Below are 13,454 nucleotides of genomic sequence, written 5' to 3'. Positions count from 1 at the left end.
CGCCGGCATGGAAAGCAAATCGATATTGGAACGCGCAAGACGGTTCATTTACGGCAATGCCCGCTTGCTCGACAGAAAGCGGTACGAGTACCATTTCGAAGGCGGCTCGCGGGAGGAAGTCATAGAAGCGCTGCGCGCCTACCAAAACGCCGACGGCGGCTTCGGCAATACGCTGGAGCCGGATATTCGCTGCCCGTACAGCCAGCCCGTACCGACGGAGATGGCGCTGGCGATTATGGACGAGGTGGGGCTGTTCGATTCGCGCATTTTGGAAGGCATCAACCGGTATTTGCGGAGCGTAACGCTCCCGCAAGGCGGGGTTCCGCTCGTGATGCGGAACGCGAGCGAGTACCCCCATGCGCCTTGGTGGGCGGCCGATGAAGACCGCCAGCCTTCGATAAATCCGACAGGCGGAATCGTCGGGCTGCTGTATAAGCAGCAGGCGCTGCCGGACATAGTCCGGGAGGAGCATTTTGTGCGCTCGGTCCAATACGTATGGAGTTTCGTCGAGCGGGAGAAGCCGGACGGCTTTCACGACGGGGTTCATTGGATATCGTTTTTGCAGCATACGCCGGAACGCGAACGGGCGCAGGCGATATGGCCGGCCGTCGACGAATGGCTGCGTTCCCCGGGTACGATCGAGCGCGACCCGGATGCTGCCGGATACGTGCACAAGGTGCTGGATTGGGCGCCGTCCAAGGATAGCTATGCCCGCCGCATCATCGCGGGGGAGCTTGTAGAGCAGCATGTGCAGGCGCTGATCGCGCAGCAGCGGGAGGACGGCGGCTGGGCGATCAGTTTCCCGGCGGCCAGTCCGGCCGGCGAATTGGAGTGGCGCGGCAGCCTGACGGTCGACAGGTTAAAAACATTGCGATCGTACGGCGCGTTATAGACAACGGGCACTTGCTTTGATATACTTAACTATGGATACATTTTTTTCCTAAACAAATGAATAGATTGGTTTTAATAGCAGGCTGCCGAACTTGGTTCGGCGGCTTGTTTTGTTTTTTCACCAAAAAAATGAAGGAGGCAAACAAATTGGCAAAAACATCGTACAACAACGAAGCTGCTTTTCGAGTCGGGGACATTCGCGCGTACCGAAACGCGTGGCGTCTGATCGCGCTGCTGGGCAAGGAGCACAGGGGGCTTTCCGCGGCGATGGCGGTCGTGACGATCGCACTCGGGCTGATTCCAGCCGCCGAGCTTGCCGTAACCGGGCTTTTGGTGAATCGGATGGCGCGGCTGCTCACCGAGGGGGGCGCTTTAACGCCGCTCTACGGGTGGCTGCTGCTGTTTGTTGGGTTGGCGGCCTGCCGCAGCTGGCTTACGCTGCTGAACGACGGTCTGCACGATTACCTTCGGGACCGAGTCGCCGGCAGCCTGCAGCGGCAAATCGCCGAGAAGGCGTACGGTCTGGAGCTTGCTTTTTTTGAGAATGAGGATAGCTACGACCAACTGCAAAGGGCGAACGCCGGGCTCGGCATTCGGCTCGTCAATCTGCTGATGGCCTCATCGTTATTGTTCCAGCAGGCGATCACGGTGATCGGCTTTACGCTTGCGCTTTCGTCCGCCCATTGGGCGCTCGGCCTCATCGTTCTTACTGCGGCGGTTCCTTCCTTATACGTAAAGATCAAAACCGCGAGGCAAGGCTACATTCACGACTACAACACGCTTACGCCGACGCGCCGCCGGCTTGCTTATTTCGACCGCATCCTAACAGATCAAGCATTTGCCAAAGAAGTGCGCCTGTTCGGACTGAACGGGCATCTGCTCGGGCGCTGGGAGTTTTATCAGCGCTTGTGGATGAAGGAATCGTCCGCCGCCGTAAGGCGTGAAATCAAAGGCTCCGCTGTATGCGACATGGTGCTCAACGTCGTGTATGCCGGGGCCGCTTTATTTTTGGCGTATCAAATTACGGAAGGAGCGCTCAGTATAGGCGTCTACGTGATGCTGCTGCAAGCCGCGTCCCGGCTTCAAGACCAGATCGAAGCGATCATGAAAGGACTGCGGGGTGTGTACCAGGACGGGCTGTTCGCGCAAAACTTATTCGATTTCATCGACAGGCCGGTAAACCCCGTCGCATCCGGGTCCGAGCCTTTTCCGGCGTTGCTGAAGCAGGGCATCTCGTTCGAGGACGTATGGTTCCGCTACCCGGGGCAAAACGATTGGGTGCTGCAAGGGGTGACGTTCCATGCGAAAGCCGGGCAAACCGTATCCCTAGTAGGACGAAACGGGGCGGGTAAAACAACGCTCGTCAAGCTGCTGCTCGGCCTGTACAAGCCGGTGCGCGGGTGCATCCGGGTGGACGGCGTTCCGCTGGAGCAGTTTCGGGAGGAGGAGCTTCGCAGCCGGATGACCGCGGTGTTTCAGGACTACTGTCAATTCCGGCTGACGCTGCGCGAAAGCATCGGGTTCGGGGATGTGGCGCGGATCGGCGACGAAAGCCGGATTCGGGAGGCGGCCGAGAGGAGCGGCGCGAGCCGTATCGCGGAAAGGCTGGAGCAAGGGTACGAACAGCTGCTCAGCAAATCGTTCGGCGGTTGCGACTTGTCGGGCGGACAGTGGCAGAAGGTGGCGCTGGCGAGAGCGCTGATGCGGGAAGCGCCGGTTATGGTGCTCGACGAACCGACGGCGGCGCTCGATCCCCGCGCGGAGGTGGCCGTATTCGAGCAGTTCAGGCAGCTCGCGGCAGGGAGAACGACGTTTCTGATCTCGCACCGGATCGGAACCGCCCGTGTATCTGATGTCATCCTCGTGCTGAAGGACGGCCGGATTATGGAGCAAGGAAGTCACGACGAGCTTGTGAAGACGGGCGGGGAATACGGCGAGCTGTTCAACTTGCAGGCGCAATGGTACCGCTACGGTGAAGAGAAGGGAGCGAACCGAAATGAGTAGGAACGGATCAATGCGAAAAAGCTTGAACAAGGCAGCGGCCTCGATTTACGAGGGCCTGGGAAGGCTTATTCGGCTCGCCTCCTATTTTTGGCGCTCGGGCCGTCTTGCCGCCCTAGTCGTAATCGGGACGGCCATCCTGCAAGGCTTGGCTCCGGTTGTCGAGCTGTGGGCGCTCGGCCGGTTGGTCGACCGGTTATCCGCGTTCATCAGCGAAACAGGCGGTGCGTACTCTGGCGGCATCCTGTCCGGGCTGCGAGAAGTTCTTCCCTGGGTAGCGTTGATCGTTTTCTCGCGACTTGCGGCTCGTGCTCTCGCGCATCTGAACAGTTACGCGGGAACTATCATGCAAGAAACGATGACGCTCGTCATTCACAGCGAGATTTCGTCCAAAGCGGCTGCGGTTCCGCTCCGCGATTACGAGCTTCCCGAATTCCACGACAAGCTGTCCCGGGCCAAGTCTGGAATGGGGCTGAATTTTGCCAATTTGTTTGTGATGACGTTTATGCTTTTGCGTTCGATCGTAACGCTGGCCGGTCTTGTTGTCATTGCAACCCGGGGCCACTGGCTCATCCCTGTCCTGATCCTGGCCGCAGGGCTGCCGGTTCTGCGCTTGCAGAACAAGATGAACGACCAGCGGTATGCGCTTGTGCACGGGAACACTCTGCGAAACCGGATGAAAAGCTACGTCCTCAGACTGCTGACCGATCGCTCCAGCGCGAAGGAAGTCCGTTTGTTCGGCCTAGGTCCGTATTTGACTGAGCGCTGGTACTCCATCTTCGAGGAGGTGAGAAAGCGGACGTTCCGCCAAGCCGTAAGGCAAAGAACCCGGATGGCCCTCGCGCAAACGCTGCCGGTTATATCGTTTGGCGTATCGCTTGCGCTTTTGCTTGGTTCCATCGTTTCCGGGCGGCTTACTTTAGGGGCAGCGGTCTCTGTTATCGCGGCCGTGCTGTCGATGCAGAGCAATTGGGAAACGTGTATCCGCACGGCCGGCTATATTCACGAGCTGTTTTTGCGGTTTGTCAAAGACTTGCTCGGCTTTCTCGATATGCCGGAGCGGGAGGAGGAGGGACGGCAATTGCTCGAATCGTTCGAGCCCGGCGGTTGCGACATAACGGTCGATAACGTATCGTTTACTTATCCCGGTTCGTCGGAGCAGGCTGTTAAAGGGATTAAGCTTCGTTTGAAGCCCGGTGAGAAGGTAGCTTTGCTGGGCGAGAACGGAGCCGGTAAAAGCACGCTCGTCAAGCTGCTGCTCGGACTGTACGAGCCGAGTGAGGGGGCGATCCGCTATGGCTCCCAAAACATCGCGGAAGTGGAGCGCTCTGCGGTTTGGGGGCGGGTATCGGCGGTGTTTCAGGACTATGCGCAGTACCATTTGACCGTGCGGGACAATATCGGCTTCGGGCTGGTCGGGGCGATGAACGATCGGGCGTTGCTGCGCAAGGCGGCGAGAGGGGGCGGAGCGGCGGTATTCGTCGAGCGGTGGGAGCAAGAGTACGAGACGTATCTCGGGCCGACGTTCGGCGGGCGAGACTTGTCGGGCGGACAGTGGCAGAAGGTGGCTTCATCCAGAGGTTTTATGCGTGAACCGCTCTTTCTCGCACTCGACGAGCCGACGGCGGCGCTTGACCCGGAAGCCGAGGCGGACGTATACCGACGGTTTCGGGACATGGCGGGAGACCGTACGGCGCTGCTCGTCTCCCACCGGATCGGCTTCGCCCGGCTGGCCGACCGCATCCTGGTCATGAAGGACGGGGAGCTGATCGAATCCGGCACGCACGAAAGCTTGCTCGCTCATGGCGGCGAGTACGCCAAGCTGCTGAGTGCACAGTCGCAGTGGTACCGATAGGCGGAGATGGGGGGCGGGAGACAGTTGCGCTATCGAACGGAGTGGAAGCTCGGAGGGCCGTACCGCGAAAGGCTTTCCTATGCGAAGTAAAACCCGATTGGGCACGGCGATCCTTATCCATTAGGGGAAAAAATAATAGAATCGGACAGCCTCGTTTCCGCTGACCGCAAATGTCAGGGGAGCGACCCTATAATGGCTCTATCAAAGCTTATCGAGGGAAGCCAGGGGGGGACGCTAAAATGCAGGAGAAAGCGGGAGAGCAGGTCGGATTCGTTTTTATTCACGGTGCGGGCTTGAACAGCGGGATATGGAAGCAAGTGGCGGAGGGGATGGGGCACCCGTGCTTGCTCGTCAATTATCCGCAGCATCATGACGGCCATCAGTCGAGGCAAGGTTCCACCCTTCAAGATTATACTGCCTGATTGAACAAGCAGATCGAGGCGTGGCCCGTTCGCCGATTTATACTCGTTGCCCATTCGCTTGGCGGGCTGCTTGCCCTTCAGACGGCGGAGGCGTGGAAGGATCGGATCGTCGGCTTCGCGGCGATCGGGGCGGTTATTCCGGCCAAAGGCGGTTCGTTTCTGTCGGCCATGCCGTTTCCGAAGCGGCTGCTGCTGGGTGCCGTACTCCGCCTGGCGGGAACGAAGCCGCCGGAAGCGGCGATCCGCCAAAGCTTGTGCAGCGATCTGACGCCCGAGCAAACGGAGGCCGTCATACGCGAGTTTGTGGCGGAATCGGTTCGGGTGTATACGGATCGGATCGAAGCTCCCGCACCGGAGGTGCCCAAGCTGTATGTCAAGCTGGGGCAGGACCGGGAGCTGTCGCTAGCCATGCAAGAGAGGATGGCTGCAAATCTTGACGCGCATTACATAGAGCAGTTGGCAACCGGGCATTTGCCGATGCTGAGTAAGCCGGACGAGGTGCGGCGCGTTTTGAACGATTTTATGCACCGCATTCGGGAGGGTGGCTGATCTGGATCGTGTCTGTGCGGATGGTTATTCGCTAGTAGCCGCCTAGAGCGGTTTGAGAGGAAATAACTTCACCGTCGCAAGAGTGCAGGCCCGCAGCGGCCTGTTCTTTTTCTGGGAAAATGGCCCCAAGGATATGAGAGCTAGTATAATCATGGTGATACATATCCAGAAGTTGGAGCTGATCCGTTTGTCTAAAGTGGAAATGACGAATATGTGCATGATTCATGACCGTTCGACCGGCAAAGTATTAATGCAGGATCGAATCAAATCTTGGAAAGGACTTTCTTTTCCGGGAGGCCATGTCGAGGACGGGGAAAGTATAATCGATTCCACGATCCGGGAAATCAAGGAGGAGACCGGACTGACGATAGCCGATCTCGAACTGTGCGGTATCGTGAACTGGTACAATGATGTAACCGGGGACAAGTATCTCGTGTTCAGCTACCGGACCGAAACGTTTTCCGGGCAATTGCTGGAGCAAACCGAGGAAGGCCGCCTGCTCTGGGTGGACAAGAGCGAGCTGCCGTCGCTCCCGCTTGCGGAAGGTTTGAAGGGCCGCCTGCCGATGTTTCTGGACAAGGCGTACTCGGAAGGCTTCGGCGTATGGAACGAGCATCGCAAAAGCGAAATGAAGTGGCAGTAGCGCAGAATACTCAACAATTGCTAATGGCAAATGTTTGGCGGCGCTTCGCCTAGCCTCAAAAATATTTATGAAAAAAACTATTTAGCGATGATAGAATTTCGCTTCCGATGGTATCAGTAGTAAGCGAACAACGGGATGGGGTGCAATCGTGCAGCTAAGCCGGTCGGACAAACAAGATAGTATCCAGGCGGATGAGGACGTTTCCCAGCATGAGTTGGCGGAGCGGGCCCGTTCCGGCGACCGGGAAGCCTTCGGCGAATTGGTTCGCCGGCACCGGGCGCAGGCGCTCGGATGGGCCGCCTCTCTGACCCACGATGCAAGCCTGGCTGAGGACATCGTACAGGATGCTCTGATCCGTGCGTTCCTCCATATGGGGACGCTGCTAAATACGGACCGATTCGTGCCGTGGCTGAAGCGGATTGTTCGCAACCAAGCCAATTTGCGTCTCAGACGCGGCGGACCGTACGGCAAGGAACAGCCATTTACCCATTTGGAGGCGTCATCCGTTTCCCCCGATTGTTGGGAGGAGGTGGATTGGCGGAACATCGACAGCATCTTGCTGCATTTGAGTAAGTCGGTGTCGGAACGGAGACGTGAGCAGGATCCGTCCGAGGTCATGGTGCGCAAGGAGATCGTGGATAGTATACGCGTGCTGCTAAACTGTCTCAGTTCAAGGGAACGGGCTATTTTCGAGGCGCATTTTTTCCGTCATTTGTCCATTCCGGAGATCGCCGATCTCCTCGGTATGCCTAAAGCCGGCGTATATAACTTCCTCTCCCGTTCCCGCAAAAAGGTGCAGAAGGAGCGTATCCGTATTTACTTTACCGACTTTGCCGCCACTATTACGCGGCGGAAGCTTCCTGCCCGAAACGTGCTGGCTACTCCGTTCGAGCTTTGAGAAAAATAAAGGAAAAAGGGGGGGAGAAAGACATGGCTCCGAACGAACCGGGACCCGTGCGGCTGACTTGGACTCAAGCGGCTCAAACCGTTTATGGGATTTTGCGCTACACGGACAAGAAGGACGTGTTCAGTATGGCCGACGTTATGGGATACTCCGGGCACGCCTTCCGAATCACGATTCACCGGGAAACGGTAAGTCCTGCAGCGCCTACGGTATATTCGCCTTATGATTTAATGGGCAGAACGTTCGAATGGTTTGGATTTCATGTCGAAAAAATCGGGATTCCTACGCCGGCCTCCCCGGAGCAATTGGGGCAGTTTATTACGTTCATCCAAACGAGTATTGACGCAGGGATTCCGGTAGCCGGGTGGGACTTGTTCGTACCCGAATTCGGGATCATCTACGGTTATGATCATGAGCGGCAGGAGATATATGCCCGCGATACGGAAAAGGACGGCGTGATCAAGTACAGCGATTTGAACAACCGGAAGTATAACTTTCTTCATGCCACGGCGATCTCCGATTCTCGGCCAATCGATCTTCTTACCGTTCTCGGACAGTCTTTGGAGCGAGCGATCTCGTTCAGTAAAGGAAAGTACCAGAAGCCCGATCATGAACCGTTCCGAAACGGTTTGGATGGATACGATGCTTGGATCGAAGCTTTTGAGGGCGGCAACATTAATATACCGGGGAACGCTTACAACCTGGCCGTCATCGCTGACGCAAGAGAGTTCGCGGTCCGATTTTTCGATAGTTTTCGGGAGAAATGGACGGGACAATCCGCGCTTGTACGACGATTGCTTCCGCTGGCCCACCAAGCGGCTTTGCAATACGGGAAAGTTGCGGATGCGCTTGGCGAGATGAGATCGATGTTTCCTTTTCCGCATGGCGGCGAACCGAATCAACGCGATCAGGCTGAAAGGGCGATCGATCTCATACGTGCGGCTCAGGCGGAAGAAATACGGGGGATTGAAGTCATGGAACGAATGCTCACCCTATTGGAGGAGGAACAACATGCAGACCGTTCAATCTGTAATTGAAAACCGAATCGCCGAAATATGCATCGAGGTGAGAGACTATCCGAAGGTGGAGCCTTTCTACAAAGATTTTCTCGGACTGCCGCTAGCATGGGGGAACGGCAAATGTATCGGCTTCTTCGACATGCAGGGGACAGGGATTCTCCTCGTACAGAATGACCGGAGCTCGTCCAAGCCGAAAGAGTGCAATTTTGCGATTCTCGCCAAAAATATCGACGCAGCTTATGAAATTATGAGCGACGCGGGTGTCGCGGTAAGCGAAATCGTCACTCATGGCAACGGGCAGCGGCAGTTCGACATTGCGGACCCTGAAGGAAATATTTTATCCCTTATTCAATATAAATAGCCGAGGGGGAGACTGCCTGTGGAATACCAAAGAGTCAAGTACATTGAGAATGTGCAGATCCCCGTTGGCAACCTGGAGCAATCCATAGCATGGTATGAAGCCAACCTGGGGTGGCGGTTAAAGGGACGCGGGGACGAACGGCTTGCTTTTCTCGAATTAAATCAGAATAGCTACGTGAATTTATGGCAGACTGACGAAGAGACGAACATCAATTTTCACATAGACGGAGAGCCGATGCCGGCTTTCGTCATGGTGACCGAGCATATCGACAGGCTCCACGAGGATCTGAAGAGAACCGGTACGGAGATTGTTAAGTTTACGGACGAAGGGTTTGCCAAAGGACTCAAGTTCAAAGATCCGAGTGGCAATACGCTCCTCGTTCTGGAATATAAAAAATGACTGAAGAACACTGGCGTACCGGAAGTGTTCTTCGACCAGTCGATCAAATATAGTCGCTGCGCGTATCGAAAATGGCAGCGTCCAGCTTATCCCACGGCGTAAACGTCGTTGACAGGTCGTAGCGTCTGCCCGACTCGGCCGAGCGGTATGCGCCGAACATGATTTCGTGAACGTGCAGCTGCTGTCTGCCGGATTGAACGGGCTGTTTGCCGCTGCGGATACAGTCTGTGAAGTAGGTCATTGCGTCCTTTGCTTGGAACGAAGCGATGGCCTGCCTCGGTACATAGCAGTCGGGGAGACCGCGCCAGCTCACCGGTTCGGCATCCGGCAAAGCTTGCTTCGGGGAATGGATCACTAACGGATACCCGCTGTCGTTCAGCGCGATCGTACCGCTGCGGCCATAGATCAACGTATGGTTTTGCTTGAACGACATGCCCCAGAGCGTGCGGATGACAGCATGTTGTCCGCCTGCGAACCGGACGATGACGGTCACGTTGTCGTCTACGTCGCTGTTCACTTTTTTGCCGTCGCCGACGATCCGTTTCGGAATAAGCGTGCCGACTTCGGCCATAACGCTGACGGCTGGACCGAGCAGCGCAACGAGCCGGCTGACCGGGTAGACGAGACAATCGAGCACGGCTCCGCCATGAGCGACCGTTTTGTTGTAGTACCAGTTGTCCCGCCACGGTCCGGGTAGCGAAAGCTGCGCCTCGGCTCCCGTAATTTTGCCGATATATTGTTCATTCACATATTCGGCTGCGGCGAGGAGGATGGGATGAAGGTCGAAAGGCAGGCTCATGAAGATCGCGCCTTTCTGTTCCGCCAGCGTGACCATCCGTTTGCAATCGTCGAACGAGGTAGCCATCGGTTTTTCGTTCATGACGTGAAGCCCATGCTCGAGCGCCGCCATCACCGGCTCCGCGTGCGCGGAATGAGGCGTCGTGACGACAACGGCATCCAGTTCTTCCTTCTCCAGCATGACGTGATAATCGTCATACCACCGGGGCACGCCGTAGGCAGCCGCCTTTTGCTCCGCATGCTCCAGATGTCTCGCGCAGGTAGCGACAAATTCGACATTCTCCAGTTTGGCTACCTGCTCGAAGTAGCGGCTGCTCACATGTCCGCTTCCGATCATCCCCAGTTTGATAGGTTTCATCTTCATCCAGTATCTATCCCCCTTGGAATTAATTGTATCGACTATCTGTTTCATAGTAACGGTATTTCAAGGAATGTTTCCAAGCAGGCACCAACTGCCTGCCGAAGCCCTCAGCTTGTCCCGCTTCGGCCCTACTCGGCGGGAATCCGCACGGTCACTTTCGTACCGCGGCCGGGCGCGCTTTCCAGCTCCAGCTTCGTTCCGTACTTGTATTTCAGCCGCTTGTTGATGTTGAGTAGGCCAACGCCATTCTGCTCCTGCGACTCGTAGTCGAACAGTCTGCCGAGCTGTTCGCGATCCATGCCGACTCCATCGTCCTCGATCCTAAAGAGGTGATGTCCCTCGGCGGTATACGCCGACAGTTTGACCGTCCCGCCCTCTGGTTTTTGGCCGATGCCGTGGCGGACCGCATTTTCGATTAGCGGCTGAAGCAGCAGCGGAGGGATCGCGGCGTCCAGCATATCGGGCGCTATATCGGATTCGAACCGGATGCGGTCTTTAAACCGTGCCTGTTCGATATGGAGATATGTCTCGATCAAGTGAAGCTCTTCCCGGAACAGGACGGATATGTCCAGATTGCTGAAGCGGAAGCTGCCGCGCAAGTAGCTTGCCAGATCGGTAGTCAGCGTTCTCGACCGTTCCATATTCGTGTGGCTCAAGGCGACGATACTGTTAAGGACGTTATATAAAAAATGAGGCTTGATCTGCGATTGCAGAAACGCAACCTCGAGATCGACCGCTTTGCCGAGCAGCTCCTTCAGCGTAAGCAAACTGCTTACCCGCGCCCGCAGCTCCGACAGATCGAACGGCTTCGGCAAAAAGTCGTTTGCCCCCGCCTCGAAGGCGGCAACCTTGTCCTGCGGCTGAATCGCCGCGGTCACCATCAGAACGGGAAGCTCGAGCATCGAATATTTGCGGCGGATGCGCTGGCATACCTCATACCCGGACAGGCCCGGCATCATCAGATCGAGAATCGCCAGACGGATCGTGTTCGGCTGCTCGATCTGCTCGATCGCTTCGTAGCCGTTTTTGACGGCGATGACGCTGCAATCGAGCGGCTGCAGCGCGTCGATCAGCACCTTCAGATTGGAAAACTGATCGTCGGCGATCAGCACCGTATAGTTGCCCTTCCGCTCCGAATAGTACGGTGTCGGAAAGGTGTATTCCGCCGTCTTGACCGGCAAACGGCTTCCGCGATCGTCCGTCAGGGCCCGCTTGCTGCCCCGTTCGGCGGCCGGGAGCGTGAAGGTAAACGAGGTGCCCGCGCCGGGAGTCGATTGGACCGAGATGGTGCCGTTCTGAAGCTCGACGAGCTGCTTGACGATAGGCAAGCCGAGACCGAAGCCATGCTGCCCCGTATTCGTTTCGAACGTTCGGAACGGCTCGAAGATATGCGGGAGTTGCAGCTCATCCATGCCCTGACCCGTATCCCGTACGGTCACCTCGATCGTCCCGCCCCGTTCGGCCGCCGTCACCGTAACATTCCCCTGCCTCGTGTACTTGACCGCGTTGTCCAGCAAATTGCCTATAATCTGGCTGAGACGGCTTTCATCGGCAAGGGCGTAAGGGAGCTGCTCGGGAACGAGGTTCTCGATACCGATGCTCCGGTCGGCGGACAAATAGGCGTACATCCTCATCTGCACGTCGACGACAGAGCGGGTATCTACCGGCACGGGATGGATCACGAGCTCGCCCTGCTTCAGCTTGGACAAGTCCAAAATATCGTAGACGAGCTGGGACAGCCTTTCCGTAATGTTCGTAATCAGCCGCAGCCGCTCTTCCTGCTGCGCGTCCAGCCGGTGAACCGGATCGGCCAGCATCGCCTTGGAAATGTTCATAACGCCGTGCAGCGGCGTCTTGAATTCGTGGGACGTTCGGGCGAGAAACTCATCCTTCAGCTTATCCGCCTTCAGCAGCTGCACGGAAAGCTCTTCAACTTTGCGGAAGGCGTTCGAGAACCGGAGCGACATGAGCAGAGAGAGCATCAGCAGGAAGAGGAACGACTCGAGTGGAGCGGACATGTAGATCGGCACCGCAAAATACACATTCATGTTTTGCACGAGCGAATGGACGTGCAGGGCGATCGCCCCGATGACCAGATAAAGGCTTCCTTCAACCTTATGAAACGACGCCAGCACAAAAATATAGGTCGCGTATAAAAGGGGGAGCGTCGCATAAACCGTGGTCAACTGGCGGTACAGCCCGTTATTCAACTCGACGACGAACCCGAGCGACAGGACGATCAGAATGACGCCGAGAACAACGCCAAACCGGATCAGCCGTTTGGAGCAGTAAGGGCGAAACGCCGTATACACGTACAGCAAAAAACCGAGGCCGATGCTCTGCGCAGAGAAAATCTGGATACGAAGAAAAAGCCAGAACGGGACCGGGCCGAATAAGGAGAACAAAATCCGTTCGCCCCGCGTGCTGGAAAAGACCGCAATGAGCACGCACAGCAAACCGAAGGCAAGCAGGGAATAGTCGTTTTTGCGCAGTGCGAAGAAGCCGATAAAGTAAAGACCGATAATAAGAAAGATCGAGACCGTAATCCAGTCGTGTGCAAGCGCCTTCTCGCGGAGAGCGGAGATTTGATCGGCATGCCCGAGAAAGATCGATTCGGTGATGCCGCTTCCCGCTTTTAATTCGTAGTTGGCGACGTGCACGATAATGTCGTTCCAGCCCGGCTCCAGCCGAAAATAACTGACATACGCCGCGTTTTTCGCCGTGTACTGCGACTTGTCCGCAGCGGGGCTGCCGCTCGCCCCGATCTCTTCCCCGTTCACGAAAATCCGGTTGGCGATTTGTATCGTCGACGTTTTGAGTCCGAAGATAGGTGCGTCGTCGTCCACCTTCAGGCGCAGGCGGTAGGAGCCCATCCCGTATATATCCATCTGATCGGACCAGGACCCGGGGACCTTGATCGTTTGGTCGGCAGGCGGAGCAAAGGCGGAAACGTCATACCCGGAAACAAGCCGGTTCGGATAAAAATCCCACTCCCCGTCCAGGGCGACGACGCCTTTGCGGTCAAAGCTCCACTGCGTCAAATCGAGCAGGCCGCCCGACGCTTCCGGGGACCGTTCCGTGTTCGCGGACACGTACAGGAAAAATAGTCCGTACGTTGCAACCATAATGGCAAGCGTCACGAGCGCCGCCGCAATTTTTTTCTTCATCGGTCTCCCTCATCTATGTTTGGCTGGCCTGCCGGCTGAACGGCCGTTTCGTTTTGTATGTTCGGACGGGAGCCCCGGCGGTTG

Annotated in this window: 12 protein-coding genes; 10 read left to right on the top strand and 2 right to left on the bottom strand. The window is 56.7% G+C overall.

The features are described from left to right. The first annotated feature begins 7 nt into the window (after positions 1–7). The 10 genes from D7M11_RS15220 to D7M11_RS15185 all read left to right on the top strand — a co-directional run bounded on the left by D7M11_RS15220 (position 8) and on the right by D7M11_RS15185 (position 9,044). Positions 8–892, top strand: coding sequence for a prenyltransferase/squalene oxidase repeat-containing protein (locus D7M11_RS15220; RefSeq protein WP_120748097.1), 885 nt, complete (start codon positions 8–10; stop codon positions 890–892). A 146-nt stretch (positions 893–1,038) separates the two neighbouring features. Beyond that, positions 1,039–2,895: an ABC transporter ATP-binding protein gene (locus D7M11_RS15215; RefSeq protein WP_158606629.1), complete on the top strand. Its 1,857-nt coding sequence runs from the start codon at positions 1,039–1,041 to the stop codon at positions 2,893–2,895. 10 nt (positions 2,896–2,905) lie between these two features. Further along, the gene (locus D7M11_RS15210; protein ID WP_193556203.1) at positions 2,906–4,747 is read left to right on the top strand and encodes an ABC transporter ATP-binding protein; all 1,842 of its coding nucleotides are present in this window, start codon (positions 2,906–2,908) and stop codon (positions 4,745–4,747) included. A gap of 239 nt (positions 4,748–4,986) precedes the next feature. Continuing rightward, on the top strand, positions 4,987–5,169 hold the full coding sequence (locus tag D7M11_RS37355; RefSeq protein ID WP_240041127.1) for a hypothetical protein: 183 nt from the start codon (positions 4,987–4,989) through the stop codon (positions 5,167–5,169). Continuing rightward, positions 5,170–5,718: an alpha/beta fold hydrolase gene (locus D7M11_RS15205; protein WP_240041126.1), complete on the top strand. Its 549-nt coding sequence runs from the start codon at positions 5,170–5,172 to the stop codon at positions 5,716–5,718. Between the two features lie 151 nt (positions 5,719–5,869). After that, the gene (locus D7M11_RS15200; RefSeq protein WP_240041125.1) at positions 5,870–6,361 is read left to right on the top strand and encodes an 8-oxo-dGTP diphosphatase; all 492 of its coding nucleotides are present in this window, start codon (positions 5,870–5,872) and stop codon (positions 6,359–6,361) included. 148 nt (positions 6,362–6,509) lie between these two features. Further along, positions 6,510–7,259 carry an RNA polymerase sigma factor gene (locus tag D7M11_RS15195; protein ID WP_158606628.1) on the top strand — a complete coding sequence of 250 codons (750 nt, stop codon included), beginning with the start codon at positions 6,510–6,512 and terminating at the stop codon, positions 7,257–7,259. A 32-nt stretch (positions 7,260–7,291) separates the two neighbouring features. Then, complete coding sequence (locus tag D7M11_RS36420; RefSeq protein ID WP_158606627.1) at positions 7,292–8,302, top strand: hypothetical protein; 1,011 nt, start codon at positions 7,292–7,294, stop codon at positions 8,300–8,302. Then, positions 8,277–8,645, top strand: coding sequence for a VOC family protein (locus D7M11_RS15190; protein ID WP_158606626.1), 369 nt, complete (start codon positions 8,277–8,279; stop codon positions 8,643–8,645). Before D7M11_RS36420 ends, D7M11_RS15190 begins: the two co-directional genes overlap by 26 nt. 18 nt (positions 8,646–8,663) lie before the next feature. Further along, positions 8,664–9,044, top strand: coding sequence for a VOC family protein (locus D7M11_RS15185; protein ID WP_158606625.1), 381 nt, complete (start codon positions 8,664–8,666; stop codon positions 9,042–9,044). A 43-nt stretch (positions 9,045–9,087) separates the two neighbouring features. On the opposite strand, the gene D7M11_RS15180 is transcribed toward D7M11_RS15185, so the two are convergent. Together D7M11_RS15180 and D7M11_RS15175 are read right to left on the bottom strand one after the other, a co-directional pair. Further along, on the bottom strand, positions 9,088–10,200 hold the full coding sequence (locus tag D7M11_RS15180; protein WP_205127059.1) for a Gfo/Idh/MocA family protein: 1,113 nt from the start codon (positions 10,198–10,200) through the stop codon (positions 9,088–9,090). A gap of 131 nt (positions 10,201–10,331) precedes the next feature. Next, positions 10,332–13,370 carry an ATP-binding protein gene (locus D7M11_RS15175; RefSeq protein ID WP_120748090.1) on the bottom strand — a complete coding sequence of 1,013 codons (3,039 nt, stop codon included), beginning with the start codon at positions 13,368–13,370 and terminating at the stop codon, positions 10,332–10,334. Positions 13,371–13,454 lie beyond the last annotated feature (84 nt).

Origin of the sequence: Paenibacillus ginsengarvi, from assembly GCF_003626695.1 — a bacterium.
Taxonomy (GTDB): Bacteria; Bacillota; Bacilli; order Paenibacillales; family NBRC-103111; genus Paenibacillus_AB; species Paenibacillus_AB ginsengarvi.
Note: the sequence above shows the minus strand (reverse complement) of the source record. Positions and strands in the feature narration are given on the sequence as shown.